Source organism: Microbulbifer sp. VAAF005, assembly GCF_030012985.1.
GTDB lineage: Bacteria > Pseudomonadota > Gammaproteobacteria > Pseudomonadales > Cellvibrionaceae > Microbulbifer.
In genome coordinates this window covers 4,983,753-5,001,800 of the sequence record NZ_CP120233.1, presented here as the reverse complement: position 1 = coordinate 5,001,800, position 18,048 = coordinate 4,983,753, and the positions used below count along the sequence as shown (strand labels likewise).

Annotated in this window: 28 protein-coding genes and 1 pseudogene; all 29 read right to left on the bottom strand. The window is 41.3% G+C overall.

Features of this window, described 5'->3' with window-relative positions; all coding sequences use genetic code 11:
• Positions 1 to 229 precede the first annotated feature (229 nt).
• Positions 230 to 628 (bottom strand): hypothetical protein, encoded by a 399-nt coding sequence (locus tag P0078_RS22490; RefSeq protein ID WP_282932101.1) that lies wholly within the window; start codon positions 626 to 628, stop codon positions 230 to 232.
• A gap of 81 nt (positions 629 to 709) precedes the next feature.
• Entirely contained in the window at positions 710 to 1,087 is a 378-nt protein-coding gene (locus P0078_RS22485; RefSeq protein ID WP_282932100.1) for an SMI1/KNR4 family protein, read from the bottom strand.
• 756 nt (positions 1,088 to 1,843) lie between these two features.
• A complete protein-coding gene (locus P0078_RS22480) occupies positions 1,844 to 2,146 on the bottom strand; it encodes a DUF6980 family protein (protein WP_444893327.1) in 303 nt (100 codons plus the stop codon).
• Positions 2,147 to 2,305: 159 nt separating this feature from the next.
• Positions 2,306 to 2,524, bottom strand: a pseudogene (locus P0078_RS22475) (VF530 family protein); the annotation flags it as partial.
• A 125-nt stretch (positions 2,525 to 2,649) separates the two neighbouring features.
• Positions 2,650 to 3,000 (bottom strand): hypothetical protein, encoded by a 351-nt coding sequence (locus P0078_RS22470; protein ID WP_282932098.1) that lies wholly within the window; start codon positions 2,998 to 3,000, stop codon positions 2,650 to 2,652.
• A gap of 275 nt (positions 3,001 to 3,275) precedes the next feature.
• The gene (locus P0078_RS22465; protein ID WP_282932097.1) at positions 3,276 to 3,578 is read right to left on the bottom strand and encodes a hypothetical protein; all 303 of its coding nucleotides are present in this window, start codon (positions 3,576 to 3,578) and stop codon (positions 3,276 to 3,278) included.
• Between the two features lie 105 nt (positions 3,579 to 3,683).
• Complete coding sequence (locus P0078_RS22460) at positions 3,684 to 4,067, bottom strand: hypothetical protein (protein ID WP_282932096.1); 384 nt, start codon at positions 4,065 to 4,067, stop codon at positions 3,684 to 3,686.
• A 521-nt stretch (positions 4,068 to 4,588) separates the two neighbouring features.
• Positions 4,589 to 4,837 (bottom strand): hypothetical protein, encoded by a 249-nt coding sequence (locus tag P0078_RS22455; RefSeq protein ID WP_282932095.1) that lies wholly within the window; start codon positions 4,835 to 4,837, stop codon positions 4,589 to 4,591.
• Positions 4,838 to 5,539: 702 nt separating this feature from the next.
• Complete coding sequence (locus P0078_RS22450) at positions 5,540 to 6,118, bottom strand: HNH endonuclease (protein WP_282932094.1); 579 nt, start codon at positions 6,116 to 6,118, stop codon at positions 5,540 to 5,542.
• Positions 6,119 to 6,518: 400 nt separating this feature from the next.
• The gene (locus P0078_RS22445) at positions 6,519 to 6,785 is read right to left on the bottom strand and encodes a hypothetical protein (protein ID WP_282932093.1); all 267 of its coding nucleotides are present in this window, start codon (positions 6,783 to 6,785) and stop codon (positions 6,519 to 6,521) included.
• A gap of 92 nt (positions 6,786 to 6,877) precedes the next feature.
• The gene (locus P0078_RS22440) at positions 6,878 to 7,183 is read right to left on the bottom strand and encodes a hypothetical protein (RefSeq protein ID WP_282932092.1); all 306 of its coding nucleotides are present in this window, start codon (positions 7,181 to 7,183) and stop codon (positions 6,878 to 6,880) included.
• A gap of 92 nt (positions 7,184 to 7,275) precedes the next feature.
• A complete protein-coding gene (locus tag P0078_RS22435; protein ID WP_282932091.1) occupies positions 7,276 to 7,614 on the bottom strand; it encodes a hypothetical protein in 339 nt (112 codons plus the stop codon).
• A gap of 75 nt (positions 7,615 to 7,689) precedes the next feature.
• Positions 7,690 to 8,115, bottom strand: a complete 426-nt coding sequence (locus tag P0078_RS22430) for a hypothetical protein (protein WP_282932090.1) — start codon at positions 8,113 to 8,115, stop codon at positions 7,690 to 7,692.
• 426 nt (positions 8,116 to 8,541) lie between these two features.
• A complete protein-coding gene (locus P0078_RS22425; RefSeq protein WP_282932089.1) occupies positions 8,542 to 9,039 on the bottom strand; it encodes a barstar family protein in 498 nt (165 codons plus the stop codon).
• A 119-nt stretch (positions 9,040 to 9,158) separates the two neighbouring features.
• Entirely contained in the window at positions 9,159 to 9,509 is a 351-nt protein-coding gene (locus tag P0078_RS22420) for a hypothetical protein (RefSeq protein ID WP_282932088.1), read from the bottom strand.
• 39 nt (positions 9,510 to 9,548) lie between these two features.
• The gene (locus P0078_RS22415; protein WP_282932087.1) at positions 9,549 to 9,752 is read right to left on the bottom strand and encodes a hypothetical protein; all 204 of its coding nucleotides are present in this window, start codon (positions 9,750 to 9,752) and stop codon (positions 9,549 to 9,551) included.
• Between the two features lie 63 nt (positions 9,753 to 9,815).
• Positions 9,816 to 10,199, bottom strand: coding sequence for a hypothetical protein (locus P0078_RS22410; RefSeq protein ID WP_282932086.1), 384 nt, complete (start codon positions 10,197 to 10,199; stop codon positions 9,816 to 9,818).
• A gap of 116 nt (positions 10,200 to 10,315) precedes the next feature.
• Complete coding sequence (locus P0078_RS22405) at positions 10,316 to 10,708, bottom strand: hypothetical protein (protein ID WP_282932085.1); 393 nt, start codon at positions 10,706 to 10,708, stop codon at positions 10,316 to 10,318.
• A gap of 73 nt (positions 10,709 to 10,781) precedes the next feature.
• Entirely contained in the window at positions 10,782 to 11,171 is a 390-nt protein-coding gene (locus P0078_RS22400; protein WP_282932084.1) for a hypothetical protein, read from the bottom strand.
• Between the two features lie 59 nt (positions 11,172 to 11,230).
• The gene (locus P0078_RS22395) at positions 11,231 to 11,509 is read right to left on the bottom strand and encodes a hypothetical protein (protein ID WP_282932083.1); all 279 of its coding nucleotides are present in this window, start codon (positions 11,507 to 11,509) and stop codon (positions 11,231 to 11,233) included.
• A gap of 115 nt (positions 11,510 to 11,624) precedes the next feature.
• Positions 11,625 to 11,969, bottom strand: coding sequence for a DUF1493 family protein (locus P0078_RS22390; protein WP_282932082.1), 345 nt, complete (start codon positions 11,967 to 11,969; stop codon positions 11,625 to 11,627).
• An 803-nt stretch (positions 11,970 to 12,772) separates the two neighbouring features.
• The gene (locus tag P0078_RS22385; RefSeq protein ID WP_282932081.1) at positions 12,773 to 13,117 is read right to left on the bottom strand and encodes a hypothetical protein; all 345 of its coding nucleotides are present in this window, start codon (positions 13,115 to 13,117) and stop codon (positions 12,773 to 12,775) included.
• A 77-nt stretch (positions 13,118 to 13,194) separates the two neighbouring features.
• Positions 13,195 to 13,920, bottom strand: a complete 726-nt coding sequence (locus tag P0078_RS22380; protein WP_282932080.1) for a hypothetical protein — start codon at positions 13,918 to 13,920, stop codon at positions 13,195 to 13,197.
• Positions 13,921 to 14,349: 429 nt separating this feature from the next.
• Complete coding sequence (locus P0078_RS22375; RefSeq protein WP_282932079.1) at positions 14,350 to 14,931, bottom strand: hypothetical protein; 582 nt, start codon at positions 14,929 to 14,931, stop codon at positions 14,350 to 14,352.
• A gap of 100 nt (positions 14,932 to 15,031) precedes the next feature.
• A complete protein-coding gene (locus tag P0078_RS22370) occupies positions 15,032 to 15,523 on the bottom strand; it encodes a YcxB family protein (RefSeq protein WP_282932078.1) in 492 nt (163 codons plus the stop codon).
• 96 nt (positions 15,524 to 15,619) lie between these two features.
• Entirely contained in the window at positions 15,620 to 16,057 is a 438-nt protein-coding gene (locus P0078_RS22365; protein WP_282932077.1) for a hypothetical protein, read from the bottom strand.
• 102 nt (positions 16,058 to 16,159) lie between these two features.
• Positions 16,160 to 16,435 (bottom strand): hypothetical protein, encoded by a 276-nt coding sequence (locus P0078_RS22360; RefSeq protein ID WP_282932076.1) that lies wholly within the window; start codon positions 16,433 to 16,435, stop codon positions 16,160 to 16,162.
• A gap of 83 nt (positions 16,436 to 16,518) precedes the next feature.
• Positions 16,519 to 17,025 (bottom strand): DUF2199 domain-containing protein, encoded by a 507-nt coding sequence (locus P0078_RS22355; RefSeq protein WP_282932075.1) that lies wholly within the window; start codon positions 17,023 to 17,025, stop codon positions 16,519 to 16,521.
• A 123-nt stretch (positions 17,026 to 17,148) separates the two neighbouring features.
• The gene (locus P0078_RS22350) at positions 17,149 to 17,547 is read right to left on the bottom strand and encodes an ankyrin repeat domain-containing protein (protein ID WP_282932074.1); all 399 of its coding nucleotides are present in this window, start codon (positions 17,545 to 17,547) and stop codon (positions 17,149 to 17,151) included.
• Positions 17,548 to 18,048: the final 501 nt, after the last annotated feature.

The window sequence follows — 18,048 nt, the reverse complement described above, 5'->3', positions numbered from 1 at the left end:
TATCTATTCCATAGATATCAAAGATCCAAAAAAATATTTGTAGCCTTCCATGGAAATTAGAAAGCCTAAGGTTCCTTCTTTCATTGAATATTTTTCAAGAGAATTTTGCTCTTGAGTATTCTTTTGCCTCTTTCGCTTAATTCTCTCTATATTCACATGAAGTTAACACGGAGTGCGGGGGCTGCTGTTAAACAGGCCCTGCGTAAAGCATCCGTGCTTCCACAATTTATTATAACTTTTCTGCCACATATCGTGAACCTAAGTAAAAAACCACCGCAGCTAATAATAATGGGACAAACAAGCTTAGCCAATAGTACCAATCCAGTACGACAGTTAAGACTCCTTCCATTCGAGCAGCGCCTAGCCTTACAGTAACCATAGTCAACAATACCACCGCCGATACTACAGAGGTTTTAAGCTGACTGGCTGAAAATCTCGCCAAACCTAAAAGGATGCCAAGCAACGCCCCTTTTATGGCAAAGCTCATAAAATCCATTAACCAGCAACCATACTCTGATTGAACGCAGGGATGATGGAACATCAAATGCGAGGAGCCATAGATCTTGTCACCTGTAAAAAACGCTAACCAAGGAAGCAGGATTGCAAACAAATACTTTATGTAAATCACAAGGTCCTCATAATTTATAATGCCTTTGGCTGCAGCACATGTATCACGTCTGGGCCACACAGTCCGTACTGCCCAAACTAGTTATGTGTTTTTGATGACATAAGTATAAGACTCGAGCAACTTTCCTGCATGCTCAATCAGATTTACCGATTCTTCATCATCGTCGAAGCCTGCTATATCATGATTCCAAAAGTACACGGGCGATTCTTCATCACTTATGTCGATAAAGTAATAATCTCCACAGCCACTTCCTCCAATCAAAAAGTAGCTAAGTTCAATATCTAGGTGCAACCTTACAAACCGATTGAGTTCTACCAGTCGATTTTGATTGTTAAGAAGCTCTACTTCCGCAGCCCAAAAACCATCAGCTAACAGCATATCTGGATAGTTTGAAATGAACTCCTTGTAGCTTTGAGGAAGTTCGATATCTAGGGATTCTTCTATTTCTTTAAAATTCATAATGTTCTCGGAGCAACATAACGAGGGTATAGAAAACTCACCCCTATTTTGCATTGTGCATCTGCATGAAAAATAGCCTATTCATCAGTGAAAGCTCAATAAGAATTCACGTAGAATCACCATTTATGGTTAATAGTTGAAACCAAGTGAACTTAAAGGGTCATAGGTGCACATTAGTTTTTCTACAGTCTGAACACCCAATTAAAGGGCTCCGCTTCGCGGCGCCCCTCTTGAATTAGTTGTTAGCTTGTACCAGGACTTCAGCCTTGGGCATTTAATATAGCTATTTAGTAAATATATAAGAAATAGTAAGTACCCAAACATAACCCAACCTACAAATATACTAATTGGACCCGCATTAGCGGGGCATTTTATTACACCTATACCACAGCTAAGCATTAACCACACACCTGTATTTTTCAGTTGCATTAAAATCCCAAATGATAGAAATGCAACTGCACCTTTATATGAAAGGGAGTTTTTCTTGTATAAAGCAAAGAGGCACAAAAAAGAAAGAGTGAAAATAACAAGATATTCTATATGCAGCCAAGCTGAAAACGTACTTTTAACTGAGTATTTGGGATACTCAATGACTACAAGAAGCAGGTGAATTGCTGCTAATACCAATGTACTTATAAATACTATCCAACTTTTCATGATTGATATATTTCTATTTACAGGCTAATGTTCGAAATTTTCGCGGCTGGAGTATAGCGGAAGTCGTCCGGCTACGATAGCGGCGAACAACCTGCGCTTTTAAGTGTTTCGGAACCAAGCATCACTATTGAATTCCTCGGGTATATTTTGTTCAGTAGGATCATCAAATCCCATACTCTCTAACTTATCAAACCATTTATCTCGTTTTGAGCCCGGTAGCTCCTGGCCACACCATGGACAAAACCTGATAGAAATAGAACTACTACCACCATCATGAATAATGAGACCATATTCATCAAACTTTGGGATAAAGGAAACAAGGGTGTCTGGACACTCATAGTTATTCTTGTGATCCCTACAGTTAAGCTCGACTCTTTTTCCCATTTCTTTACAACAATGCATAATTATCTTGGATACTTAACCCCCGTAATAACCGGCCGGCCAATCTGGCGATTTTTTGGTCAGAAAAAAGTAACGGGCTTGGTTAATCACATTGATTCCCTTGCTACCTGCCTGTCCCTGTCTAATCACTGCGACATCCATGTCGTTGCCAAATAGTGCTTATTCACGATTAGCCCACGGCGATTTCTTTTCAAAAGTTGAGATATACAGATTCTCAACTTTATCTCGCGCCCACTGGGTTTTGCGTAAAAACTTGAGCGAAGACTTAACTGATGGGTCACTCTTAAAGCAACTGATATTAATCCTATCTGCCAAGCCATCCCAGCCATAGTGCTCCTGCAAACGGGTAACAACTTTCTCAAGAGTAATACCATGTAGCGGATTATTTGGTTACTCTTTGCTCATTCTTCAATCAATACTCTATGTTTTATAACGCATTACGTCGTTGTATGTGGCGACCTACGCAGTAGGTTATTCAAACCGAAGGCGACAACACAACTTTGTTAAGCATTGTGTACGCCGAAAATCAAAGTATATGGAATTTCTATAGCCAACACCGTAACCGGAATCCATACAGAGCACTTTAGAGATTTTTTTGATGAATACCCTAGCACTTTCTTTAAATAGATAAACGGAATAATAAAATATAAGGAATATGCCGATAAAATAATAATCCCCGAAAAATCGTTTCCTACAACTACTAAACTGATTATGAATATAAGAATCATTGGTGCAAAAACGAAGACAAATGCAATCCACCAATCAATATCAGAGTCACTACTTTCGGCATTGTTTCCATCAATTAACTTGTAGATACCTACCAGTATCAACGCAGTTATTGCAGCCTGTAACATCTTCCCACCTATTTATGCTTAACGAGAATGTAGAAAAACTCAGCCCTCTTTTCGTATTGTGCCTCTACGTGAAAAATAGCCTACTCACAAGTAAAAGCTAAATCAGAATTCACGTAAAATCACCACTTGTGGTCGATACTTAATCATATTTGAAGAGTCATAGATGCACATTCATTTTTCTACAGCCTAAACACCCGCAGCGTAGGCTGCCCCGCGAAGGCTTTGACAGGAGCCGTAGCACCCGGCCTATATTGTCATGCCTCTGAACTACGCAGTTAAAGATGAAGTACACCACCCACCCTGATTTCAGTTGGGTATACGAATGTCTTCTGTCGCAAAACTTGATTATCGCACAATAATGACGCTGAATATTTTTCCTCGTTAGGTGAAACCACAAAATCTTGGCTAAACAATCCGGCCACCTCGCGAATATTGTGACTCACAAGGCTGTCATCTTGCTTTGATATTGAGAGGAGGCAATCTCCAGCTGTAGAGCCTTGAACAATGAACATGCCATCGCCCATATTGAAGCTTACACACCCAGTCAGAGTGAAGCTAAAAATCATTGCAAATTTCATATTCATGCTATTGAGGCATAATGCCGCCAACACGTTCCGAAATGGAGCAGCGAAGCTGCGGAATGTAAGTCCAGCCAGTTCTGCTTGCGTTCGTGCTTGACATTTCTATGGACTTTCTTTTTCTGTCACGTTCTCAAAAATCTGGAAACAGTAAGACTTGAAGTCATCTTGGCTGCCAACAAACTGAGCAAACGGAACATAAGTTGCTAAAGTGCTCGAAAAACCAGATTTAGAAGCCATTTTGACTGATGGGACCACAACTTCCGTGGGCCCAGCTCTTAATGGCGACATAACCTCAAATACATAGTGGTAAGATCTATTACCGCTTTTCCCTTTATCAATTGTGTACTTTAGTTTAGGATTTGCCTTGCACAGCAATTTAACTTGGCCTTTCTTGTATCTGTACAACTGACCTTCATGAGAAAAGCAAAAGTCATTGCTTTCTTTTTCGGCAACCAGGCTTCTGCCAACTTCTTGAACTTCTTTCATGCTTAAGTACTCATGTTGCAAAACACCGCAAACAGCGGTAGATTTCGAGCAGCGCAGCTACTTAAAACTGTTCAGTCACATGTAGTGGGCGGTGCTGCTTTACTAGTTATGCAATGCTAGTATTGTTGTTACTCTATTATTTGGCTTACGGTACTTAGATCAACTCCACACTCTTTGAGCCACGATGTCATTTCTGACAAGCTAATTGAGTGTTTTGTGAACGCTCCACCGCTATAGCCCTCAAAATAGTAGCCTGAGCTATTGTGCCCCTCGTAAATTGTTTTTATACCTTTGCAATCTACAAGAAATTCCCCTCTAAACTCATCCTTTCCCTGTAGAAGCTTAATTTGTGACTGCGTTGTACAACCAGCTTGCACAAGAATGAGGAATATTGAAATAAATATCGGGACTTTCTTCACTCATTTCCCTCGTGAATATAACATTCGTATTTGCGGCTGGTAAAGCGTAGTATAAGCTGTCCGGTCGCTATAACGGCGAGCAACATGCGCTTGTTAAGTGATTTAACACTCACCATCACTACCCGCTCCATCTCCACCTCCAAAACTACCAGAATCACCACTGCCATAGTAACCACCAGAGCTAGAGCCCTGAGTTACCCCGAACTTCACAATAAACCACAGTACACTAGAAATTAGGAAAGCTGTAAATAATAACGGAGCAAAAACAGAATTAAGCGAGTTTTCGGAAGTAAGATCAATCATATACCAAGACCCAACTAAACCGACAAGATTAATGATGAATGATTTCATTGACTATCCCCTTGTCACTTAACGAGAGTGTAGAAAAACTCAGCCCTCTTTTCATATTGTGCTTCTAAGTGAAAAATAACTTACTCATCAGTGAAAGCTAAATCAGAATTCACGCAGAATCATCATATGCAGTTAATATTTGATCACACTTGAAGAGTCATAGATGTACATTAGTTTTTCTACAGCCGGAACGCCCGCAACAGGGGCACTCAATACTATGCCCGATTTGTACAAATCTGGGAGCGCAGCGACCTGCGCAAAACATACATGGCGTTGGGCGTCCCTCGGAGGCCCGAAAGGCTGTACCAACTACTTGCGCTTGTATGTATTTTTACTTCTGTGGTTCTATAAGCCACTGTGAAAAACCACCTTCTTCGCTTGTACGGCACGAGTAGACGAAACCAAATTCGTATGATTTTGGCATGTTTTTCAAGTATGCCCCCGATTTTGACATATAGTGTTGGAAAGGTTCTACGCTATTTTCTTTTTCAAAGAAGACAGAGTGATCTGAGCCCTCAGTTATACAACAACCATTACCCTCACAAGCTATCCCCTCAGAGATAGAAACCTCAACCGCTGCGTCAGAAGTACTAACCACGGTCGCTCCTCCTATACAGATACATGTGCCAGATGCCATGACGTTACTAGAAATTATAAATAGAAGTAGAACTATCGATCTCATAACGGCCTACACATAATGCCTCAATCAGCCACTGCCTCAGCGGTCGAGTGTATTGACTTGTTCAATTTTGATACGTGAATCATAAATTTCTCTCTGAGCAAATCACGATTTTCCCCATAATGAGCTTGGCGATGATGGTTAGGGCAAAGGGCAATGACATTGCTAGCTGAATCCTCCCCCAACTCTGACAATGGAACTATATGGTGTGTTTCGAGATACCTAGCTCCTGCTAAGGTTTTAAACCCCTCAGCTCCACAAAATTCGCAGTAGCCTTTTGCTCTTTCCAGTACACTCCGTCTAACGTCAGGGTTTCGAGAATACTGGTTGCTAGCTACTTCTTCTCTCACTACCGGAGCTGATTTAACAATTGATTCGTCAAATTGATCTATATATTTCGCTGGACCATCAATGCCTCTAACTAAAATACACTCTCCTGAATCTCTATCGTAACTCTCTAATGTCCACGGTTCATCATCAAGCATTCTTGTTTCTGTTTCCGAACGCTTTCTATCTGGAGTGTCGTCCCTAAGGGTACCATCACAAATTATTACTCTCACAGGCCAATTAAGTCGTGCCGCTTTTTGAAGCGCAAAGTCCATTTCGAATGCCCTTCTTCTTTGGGGGAGCAACTCATTTCTTCTGCAAGTGTTCTCATGTTCAATTGTTGGATGATACTTTCTTCGCGAAGCTTAATATTTTCGTACCATAAATTAAGCACAATTAGTTCGCTATCATGATCTTGAAAGGTCCACTCATAGCAGTATTTTGGATTACTAGCCGCGTATTCTTCTCCTCGCTTATAGTTACCTCAATCACTTACATCAATACCCACTTGCTTGAGCAAGTCCATGAGTCGCAACCTTTCCTTCGGCTTTAAGAAATCAAAATCCATTGCAAATCTCCAAGAGGAATTGAACAATTTTATAAGCGGCGCGCGCTTTCTGAGCGCCCAGTGAAGATCGTTTTTTAGCCGTAGTGATGTTTGGTAAACTTGTTATTTTAATGTTGCACCACACCATAAATGAAACCAATTAATCCAAGTATTGCCAGCGGCAAGTAGTAAAATTTTACCACCGGCTCTTTTAAGCACTTCAACCCCTGGACTGGAAGAAAGTTAAAAGCCAACACCCAGGTTCCAACAAGAAAAACGACCCCTTCAGATAGTTTGCCATCGTCAAAGGTCCACCATAAGCCAGCCATTATCGCCATTAAAAGGACACCGAATAGCACAGCTAGATTGTAAATTGCCAGGAAAATATTATTCATGCTTTAAATATTACCCTTTTAGCGCCTGCCTCAAAACCAAAACGAATCGATGGTTTTGATGTCGGATATCTTTATTTTTTATAACTAGTGTACTACACATGCACTTCCACACTTTTAGGATTCAAAGCCATTGCTAGTTCTCGGAATATACGTTCCTCTACTGAGGAAATACCACCTTCAACCATTTCTTTAGGCTCTACAATTACCTTGGGCTTCCGTTTAAAGAGTCCTTTTATAGATAACTTTTTCTCAGCATTCACGATGCAATTCCACGCCGCATCAAAATCTCCAACCAAAAGTCTTTGAGTTGAGAATGCCTCTTTAGGAGTCTCAAAGTGAAATTTAGAGCCAGTAAACAGCTCTATCCTATTCCTATAAATTTTTAATTTTACTTCCATCTCTACTCGACTGTTTAGTTAGAACGCCCGCAGCATTTGGTGTCCCGTAGAGGACCACAGGACCGGAATAGAATGCCTGCAATTGTTATCCATTACTTGGCACGTCCTATATTTTTAAGGAAGACTATCACTGAAGCTGTACTTAGAAACCAAAAAGCCAACTTAAGAACAAAAACTACCAAAAACAAAAATGGATGAATTTTCAACCATATAATATCTGTAGTGCGGACATTAGGAATTCCGAACTCTGTTACGGCTTGCCAAAGATGGCCTCCCAACCAAATTGCAGAAAAAATAAAAATGCAGAACCACAACCAGTTTTGACATACCAAAGAGGTAACATCTTCTAGAACTTCAAATTTTCTTTTTAAACAGCCCTGATCTGAATTTAGATTTTTCCTTCTATTTTTTTTAGTGCGAGATCTTTTCATATCCTATAAATAACTCCAAACTCATATGCGGAGACGTGTTAGCACCGAATTCCAGTACAGCGCTTTGTTACATTTCTATCTGCGCGATCTCTTCATAAAGCATGTCAATACGTAGACATTTTCTATCTTAATAATGAAATAGAGAGATTTTTCGACGTTCTCTACCTCTATATCAAGCTTGTAAATGGGGTTTCTCAAAAGGGGATGGAATACGCCATCTTTATTTAGTGAAGATGAAAGCAGTCCGTAATACTCGTTTATATCCTCAATCAAAATCTTCGACGCATACCCTCTTGCATCTTCATCTGGCATCAGCTGTTTATTCAGTAGTCCATTGAAAATATAACTTTCTATTTCTTTGAATAGCCAATCTGATTCGACCTCTACTCGACCGTTAAAACGGTATTCTTTCGCCGCGAGATATTCATCCCCTTCTGACCAATGCGCAACAAGTTCACTTACGAAAAAATCAATTTCTTGCTCAGCTGCGTAGGCTGCCACTCCGAATCTATATCCATTCGCACAAAGCTTCGACAGACATTTCAAGTAGCCATGAAGCGATTCTACATGTGGATTATCTATGTGCTTAATCATGCTCAAAATGTAACGCCCGGCTCATCGGCGAGCGCAGCAAGTCCACTAAAGGCCACAGGCCGGATCGAAATGAAGATGCTTATTAAGTGTTGATCTCATCTTCCCTGTCACGGATTGTATCAGAATGAATTCTATAAATACCACGATCAATTCTTTGTGTGAAGTTCTCATATGTTGGGCTATGTTGGCCTGTCTCCATTTCTAAGTTTGATAGAATAACACCTGTATATGCCTCTGGATTCTGTGGAAAGTAGCTTTGCCCTCATATTCGTAATTTAACGCCAATCTCACCGGCAGAGGCGCCACAGCGCCGGAGTCGGGTGCGACGTCTTGTTAACATTTCTCTCTCCGATCACTTTCATTCCATTCTTTTTGATTCCAGTGAACACTCTTTGCTCCCACTTCCCTAATTGAGAGATTGGGATCGTTACTATGGATTAACGTAACGAATTTTCTTCCGTAAACAAGATAGGAATAAGTTTGATCAGACATTATCTCTAGAAACACTTGTGAGTTGGAAATATCTCGTTTACTCCAAGAATCAAAATTTCTCACGCAGACTAATACATCACCTTGAGAACCTCTCTCAATCTCAGAAATGACATCGTCAAAAGCTCCCCAATTGCGTCCATAGTAACTAGGGAAAGAAAATACTTCATGGCAATCACTATGGAAGCTCTCCATTGTGTACCATTTTCCTCCATCTAAGAAGTACACTTTATATCCCGCGTCTTCATACCATGATATGTCTTTCTCAAATAATGCTAAATCAAAGTATTTGGCCACGGGCCCATACGCAAGGGTTTTAAGATCTAATTTAAATTCAGCCATGTTCGATTACTGCTGAAAGTTAACGCCCGGCTTCGGGGCGGACTAGGATATGCGAAGCAGCGGAAGGGAGGTCCCAGAACCGAGAGCGCGGCAAAAGCCGCTTATTAAATTTCGATGCTCTAGAAGAAAACCAGAACCGCATTTTCTTGCAGATCATATTCATGAACTCCCTTGAGTACGTAAGCTTCTTTTTCTATCGGTACTGGATCTTTACACAATAGCCACTCCTTGACAGCTTCCGCCTCGATACACTCTTCAGATGCACTTCTTATTTTTACTCTATACACCTCTCCAGGGGCTCTATCAGTGACTTCAGCAATCACAACAACCACACCTCGGTCTATAACCTCAAATTTCTCAATTATTGAATATTCCTCAAACATGGACTTGGAATTTAACGCCCGGCAGGCCGCGCGAAGCATGGGCTGTCCGGCAGAAGCCTCGTAGAGGCTGGAGCGAAGTTGATGCACTTGTATGGTTGTTCTTGCCCAATTCTGAAGTTGCGAAGTCTACAAACCATACGTAATGGACAAACTTTTGAGGGTACTTTGCTCACCAGATATTTCCCACTCTAACCAATTTGTCCACTCCATATGTATTTCGTCACCATGCTTTTCGAGAATATAGCAATCGTAGTCTATTCCTTTATAGAAAGCATCTAAATTATATTCAGATTGAATCCGCCAGCCATGCTCCTTGACCAACTTCTTCAATAAGTCGCTTCCAATCTCCGTTCTTATGTCAGTAAGTTTCATAACGTGTATTCACATAACTCCTCAGGAACGGGTGCGATTTACTGTATTCTTCTTGCTTGATTTGTTATGTGCTGACCTAATTGAAAAAAACATCAATTGAGCGCAGGCAATTAATTGTATTAAAGGAATATACCAATAATTTGTGCCGTACTCATTAAGATAACTATTATAATCAGGGCCACATAAGTGATTGCCGCTAATAGTAGTGTTTACTAAAAGCAAAGACCATATATACCCTACAAATAAACACAATATTAATATTAAACTAGCTGAGATGTTTTCAAAGTAAACATTTGTCGGCTTGACCTTAAAAATAATGAAGGAGGCAAGTAATGCAAAAGGAACAGATAGAATGACACTTCCAACGTAACCACCTGTATCCCCCATAGTACAAGTCTCAGCCATAGGGCCGAACCACGATAGCAAACAAAAAAGTAGCGCAGAAAACACTGCAATTATCCGTAAAAAAATATTTATAGCTTCACTCCATTTGGCTAATAGCACCCAAAGCGGGGTGCCGTTTACTGCATCCTTTGCCTTTGATTGTTAAGTTTATCTCGATACTCGCTAAGCTTTTTAATGTATTCTTTAATAGATTGACTATACTTGTGCTCTTTATCTAGTTGCTGAGCCTGATATATAATTTGAGCGAGCTTCCCTAGCCAAAGAGTACTGGAAAAATCGTTGTTTTTAGAGCCGCACTTTAATATTGAACATACCAGCTCACGAAATATCTCATACCGAATTCTGGAGTGCCTATTTGTTTCCAATTTAGGCAAGCATTCCCATACCCAGCTATTTATCTCTTCATCATTTTCAAATTGTGAAATAAAGGTACGGATAGACTTTGAAGATTTTTTCTTCAAACCCTTATCTTTGTATTCTTTGAATAATTGATAGCACTCAATTTTCATAATAACTTAACGTATGTATTTGCGACGGGTGAAGCGTACCGAAAGCCGTCCAGCGGCGAATAATATACGCTTGCTATGCATTTCTACTTACCGCACCAAACACACCACAAAACTCTTGCTCCATTTTTGAGCTGATAATACCAGTTTTATACATAGCCCAGGTAAAATGCGAACCTAGCCAACATGCTTTATCCAAAGTATCATCATCCAAACCAGACCTGTATTCATGGACAAGCTCACTATCAAAGTTATTCTCGCAATCAAGCTCTCCTAGGGGCCTTTTCGCATAAACATTTAATGGCGTATTTGAAGCCTCCGCTACATAATGAGCCAACAATCTGGTTTTAGAATTATGAATGTAAAATTGTAAACGGAAGTGGGAGTCATGGCACGATCTTTCACCCCACACAATTCCTTCATTTAAGCCTATCAGTTCTATTAGTTTTGTGTAGATAATATTCATTTGGCTTTTATGTATCCAAGCGGAGTTGCGATAGCACCTGAGTCGAGTGCAGCGCCTTGTTACAAACCCAACACCTTACGTGAAAGGTCTATTGTTTGTTCTCGATCTTTGGTTACAACAAGCCAGTCGAAATAAACCTCGCTGAATTGCCCAACCTTTCCGTCAAAAGCTGAAACTCTAACTGGCTCTCCAAAGAAGTCTTCACTTTTAGCAGATTTTACTGCCTGAATGATGTTTTCGGCAAATTCCAGAAGCTCAGCTTCAGTACCAATAAGGTATGCTTCTTCCCAACCTGTTTGAGCCGTAATCAAGGGCCCAGCATTTCTATCTTTATTCATGAAAATACGTACTTTTTAGATACTTGCAACCCCCGCTAACGCGGCGAAAGCTGCGTAGCCGCTAGAGTCCGTGCCCTTTGTAGCACTGCGCTGCATTGAGCGCCCTATTATATGCCTAGTCCTCCCAAGTACCGGACTTAGCCGAGTTAACCAAAACCAATACAGGAAGAGGGGCGATGTCATCCCAGTTTTCTCTAGTGACTCCTTTACATCCATACAAAAATCCTTTTAAAAAGGCCCAGATGCCTTCAAATGGGTTTAAAGAGATACCTTCTGGGCCAAAGTACGCACGATCGATACCAGAGATGTCTACATTGAATTTATGAGAGAATTCGATGAGGAACTCATCACCATCATCACCATCGACAGCCAGGTCGTCGTTCACTAGGGTTTCTAGGTGGATCTTCTCTGCTGCTATCCCTGTAAAGTTCGATACGAACTCTATGACGTCATTTTCCATAAGGCATGTAACGAGTGTGGAGAAAAACTCATTCCTCTTTTCGTATTGCGCTTCACGTGTAAAATAGCCTATTTATCAGTGAAATCTAAATCAGAATTCACAGAGAACCATCACATGCGGTCAATATTTGACCATACTTAAAGGGTCATAGATGCACATTAGTTTTTCTACAGCCTGAGCACCTTAATCTGCGGTAGGCCACGCTAAGCGTGGACTATCTGGTAGAGGCTCGCAGCGCCGAAACAAACAGTATCAACTTGTTTTGTTTTTCACAATGTTCCAACATGATTGAAGCTACCCGAGCCTAGATCAAAGTGCTGGATTTCGACATTGTTGGGGAAAACTGCACCATTAAATTTTTTGAAGATTCTATCTGCCATTTCTTTATCGGTAAGGATATGAAGCCTTCGTTCAGGACCTTGCCAAAGAGTGAGCCACAGGATTTCAGTTGCCGCACGATCCTGACCTGAAGTATTGCCAGTTTGCTTACCTTTCGCATTAGGATTATTGAACCATAGAGATGTACTGACTCCACCAATAATTTTACCTTCCTCAAAAATATCAAACTCGTGTGATGGCCCCCCTCAGAAAGACTTAGTATTTCCTTCTTTGCCGTGGTACCAATGAGTTTATTGAGTTTGTCACGTACCTTTTTTTCAATTTCTAGTGGTGACACGGAACTCTCCTAATACATAACGTCGAAATCGATGGCGGCTTGCTTTGCGTACATTTTTTACATGCATATTGGAGTTCTGCGACTATGTAAAAAGCGCACAAAGTAAGACGTCAACTGCATTGCCTTGTTAAGGTTTTTTCCTGTTAAACGTAAATTTATTACCACCTTCTACCAGCCCCCTAAAGAAATCCTGATCAATCTCGGCAATATGAGTTTTTATTATATGAGAACTATTTAAACGAAGAGTGAGTGTGCTCCCTATTAATTTCCAAGTTCCTTCAAAGGGTAAAACCAAACTGCCTAGTTTTGGATAGTTAGTGCACAGAAAAGTGTTGTCATATCTAAACTCACACTTATCCCATCCCGATTCACCACCAAATATGCCCCCACTCCTATCCTCCCAAGTGCCTTCTAGATCCTGAGCTAAAAAAGCATTGCTACTTAGCAGTAATAGAGTGACGAGCTTACTCATGAAGTACCTTAACGATTAGAGCACCTGCGGCAATACCAAAGCGAAGCGACGATTTTTACGTCCGGTGCCTTTAGTTTTTAAAAATTTTGCTGATCATAGGTACGATTTATCTCTGACCTAGAATACCCATACTGCTCTAATAGATCTTCGAAGAATCCTATATCTTTGATCTCATCCATAGTTGCCTCGTCTTTGTAGGCAAGGCATAAAACCATATGTGTCACAGCCATTTCTTGGTCACTTGTTATTCTAGGGAGCCTCTGAATAACTCCGTAATGCCTCTGCGGGTCTTGAAGGCTGCAGATGTTAGGCGCGGCTCGCCGCGAATGGCCGTAGCCCTTTGCAAGAGCTGCAACGCAGCAGCTGTGGCCTTCAAGGCCCGCCCTTCGGGGCTTGCAGAGCGATTCACACTCCGCGTTGCGACTTCTTGAAAGGTCTAGACATTCCTGCGAAGCCGCGCCTTGATTGTGAACCGCTCTGCATGCCAGAGGTATCACGGAGTTATTCAGAGGCTCCCTAGGCCCACTATTACCATCTACCCATGCCCACAATCTTCCCTTCATTTCACCCTCATTGAAGTCCACACCTGATCCTGACCAATAAGCCTTCATTACTTCATAGGAGTCAGAAATGGGGGATTGAAATTGTGACTCAATCTTTTCAATCCATGAAATCATGTATTGTGCGTATTCCTTCTTCATACTTTTAACGTCCACAGCGCGGGCGATCGAAGCGTAGGCTGTCCCGCGAAGGCCCATAGAAACTTCCCTATGATTATTAGCTGCTTTTACGTGGTCGGTCATTATATATTTCCTGTATCTTAGCATGGCCAACTACTCTTGAGCCTTCGCGAACCTCTAGATTGGAACCTACCTTTAGGCATTTTGGATATGCCTCTGATGTGGTGAATTTGACAAACGCTAGAGCGCGCCTGTTAGGTTCCGTAATCCCTGAATCAATAAACCAATAAATCGTAGTTGTAAGATAGTCGGCTTTAACCTTATAGTGAGGTCGGTATCCACTTTTTACGGTGGTATCTTTATCAGAAAAATATACTTGCATAAGGGCATCAGGCTCCCAGTCTGGGTTTTCAATTCTCTCGAATTTATCAGATATCACATTTACCCATTACAACAGTTAACGCCCGCAATAGCCGGCCGGAGGCGCCGGAGGTCCGGCCGAAATCACGCAGTGGCTGGAGCGAAGTTAATTGTTTTGTTACGTACGACGTACTAGCCACTAAACCATGTACTTTCACGCTCGCAAATATTATCCCATGTCTCCCTCGGTACGATTTCCATGTTTGAAACCTCAGTTCCAACAAGAACATTTTTTTGATCCCATGAGATCACTTCTTCCAAATCTCTTGGAGGCTCACCACCGAAGCTTGGCACGTTGCTAAGGGAAAATACCCAAAGCCCTTGGACAAAATTATTATACAGTTCACCCACATTTTTCGGATAATCAACAATTACAGGGATTTTGGATAGATGCCTGGCAATTTCTCTAACATCCCAGTAATCGTCATCTAGACACCAACCATCGCAATCAGACCAGAGGTAGGATTCAAATTCTCCTTGAGAAATCAAAATAGAATTAACTGACATTCCATAGCCAGCTTGATAAAAGATTCTATATTGCAGCGACTTAGTTTCAACAACTTCCAAACTTACTGGGATGGCTAAGGGAATATCAGATTGTATTAGGTTGTAGATTGACGCTAACTCGCGATTGATCGCCTCAAGATCATTGAAATTTAACAATGCACACTCAATCCGACTCTGAGCGTTATTCATTAAACTTGTCGTATCCATCTAGGAACCAAAAGTCACGTAACACCAACCACACACATCGAATTGAAATTTTTTGCTGCTTTTCAAGCAAAGTTTACGAAGGCTGTCATACTGGTTTTTGCTAAGCAACTTTTCCACCATGCTTGAGAACAGATTTTCTTATAAATTCCATAGCCTCATCATCAATGGATGCAAGAGGTACCGATGTATAATTACCCCGGTTAACTAAAAGGATGAAAAAGTCTTTATGCTGGTGAAGTGAAGATATCTGACCCCATGGTATTTCTGCGAAACCTAGCGGTGAACTAAAACTAATACCAGATTCAGATAAACCAAATATAGTTTCTCCATTTCTCAGCTCATTGGCCGTTGTTTTAGCATGCTTCAAGTGGCCGATAAATAATGAAATCATTATTGCACCAACAATAAATACACCGCCGCCCGCCAAGCCTACCCTCCAAGAATAGTCTTCATTATATACTTGAATGCCGGAGTATATCGACAAACCAATAAAAACGACTGGGAATACTGGCCCGATTAGTTGTTTTATATAGGAAAGAGCAGCTGACTGTAGTAAAGCCGGAGAATATTTTAGAACGTAATCTCGATTCATACCTATACCTAACGTTTGGCACAGAGGGGGTTTTGGAGCGACGAAGGAGTGGAAAAACTATCCGACTGCTGCCGCTTGTTAGGCGCTGAATCTTGCCTAAATGCCCAATACCGCAATGTGCCCATATTTATTAATATTTGTTTCTGCCCAAGCTGACAATTGTGAAATCATTTCTTGAAGCTGGCCTCTGCAAGACTGGAAATGATTTTGAAAATAGTCCCTAGTACCACCGAATACAAAACTCACTTTTCCGATGATTTCATTAAAGTCATTTGCTGATCTTAGTGACTCACTCAGTTCTTTTAGCTCAGTTAATATTTTACCCCATGAGTTTGAATCAGCATCATTCATACAGTAGTGGTTATAATTAGGAATATTCCTTTCAAATATTACTTCGATAAGACCAAAAACCTCTTCATCGAAAAACAGGCTACTCTCGTCCCAATGCTTACCCTTGTACTTCCCTAAGCATAGCTCGATATAACATGTTCCTTCTAGCTTGGACCTATCTTTGATTATCTGAATTTGCTCCATGACTTAATATCGCCTAACGCCTTTGTACCGAGCAGCTGTGTGGCGAAGCCACACTTAAGGCTGCCCAGCCCGAAGGCCGATCGTTGACAAACTTGTTAAAGGTCATGCTTTCTCCAGTGGGTAGAAAGTAAAACCCGAATATGTATTCTTGTGTTCTATGGGCATTTCATGAGCCACTTTTACAAGTATGGTGTGGCCGGGTAGTCCTTTGCCACTAATTTCTGGTTCCGTAAGTAGTTGTGAAATTACCTGGCTAGACGCCTCCTCTTCGGTTTCGGCCTCGGCACGCCTAGTAGCGAAAAATCCCGCAGGTTGAATTGCCCCCTCAACATCTAAGTTGAAATTTTCACCTTGTACTAAAACCACGAAGTTTCGCATAAGACCTTTAACGCTTTGCCCACAGGCAGCCGAAATGCAGTGTAGGCTGCCCAGCCCCGAAGGGACGATTGTGCGACAACTTGTTAGCCATGCATGCAAATTTCTGCAATATTCTGCGCCTTTTCTATGCTTATACCATTAATAAAGTCATGATAAAACTCATGCTCTGTTTCATGTAAGCACAGTGTTGGTCTTGAACCTTCGCTTTGAGGGTTTACATCTGCTGCTAAAGAATGAGTGCTTTTATAATAAGGAAGTTCACTGCAGAACCAACCAAAGTAACCTGTGCCAGTATCTGGTTCGTCCCAATTCTCGATATAATGTTTGAAGCTTTGTTCACTTAAAGATACCCAGACACCCCACATGAATGGGTCTGTTACACCGTGGATAGGTATCTCTATTATTACTCTTGCAAAATAATGTGTGCCACCTTCATCTGTGTAATAGCAAAGGTCATCACTGATCTTTCCTTTCTCTTTTACTTCATCTGGTTGTGACAACCACGGATCAGGAGCTTTGAAACCAAAGCTAGGAGAGCCTTCGTGGACTTCACCGCAACATGAACATGTAAAGCTAAATATTCCTGCCATATCTCTAATTCTTTATTCAGCTAACGTCCGCCACAACCGCATTTCTGGAGAGGATTGTTTTGTATTATGAGCGCAGCGAACACAAAACAAGCACCGGAATAAATGTCGGATTTCTGACGTTTGTTAGGAATTTTTACCACACTCGTTTTTAACTTTTTGCTCAAGCTCTTTGATGCTTTCCTGTAGATTGCTCATATGCTGTGAGTTAGCCTCACGGTCAAACTGGAATTCCGCTTCAAGAGCTTCGACATTGGCACCCTTCGATATTAGATAGCGAACAATTTCAAAGTGCTCAAAATCATCAGCCACTTTCAAAGGTGTAAATCCACCTTCACCTTTTTGCTCGATATTGATGCCATTTTCTACAAGCAATTTTGCAGCATCTATGTCACCCCATACGCAAACACAATGGAGAGCGTTATCACCAAATGCATTCGTGTCATTTATGTCCTTAAGATCGGTGCCGGAAAAATCCGGCACCGATTGGATATCATCTAAAATCTTTCTGAGTAGCTGGTCCATGCCTGTATACCTAACGCTTTTATTTGGGGCGGCTGGAGCGTAGCGTAAGACGTCCCAGCCACGAAGTGGCGACAACATAAACTTGTTATGTGATACACAATAGAATTATAACTACCACCCAAAAAACCAGACCGATAAACGCAACTGCTAATGCTCCGAGATAAACTTGGTCATCTCTTTCAATGAGAGTGAATCCGTTTTGTTTACTGCGCCTACCCCCACCCTCTCTATTGAGACTAATACTTTCGGGCCTCCATCTTCCTAAAGAGATTATTGGAGTTAATACAGCGCCAGTAGCATAGCTAATCCCCCAAAATGTGACATCTAAGAGCAAGCCAATTAACACGAACCCCAGTAGATCTTCCATGCCTATATCTCAGCAGCCTGATTCACATAACGAGGGTGTAGAAAAACTCAGCCCTCTTTTCGTACTGTGCTTCTACGTAAAAAACAGCCTACTCACCAGTGAAAGCTAGATCAGAATTCACGGAGAATCTCCAT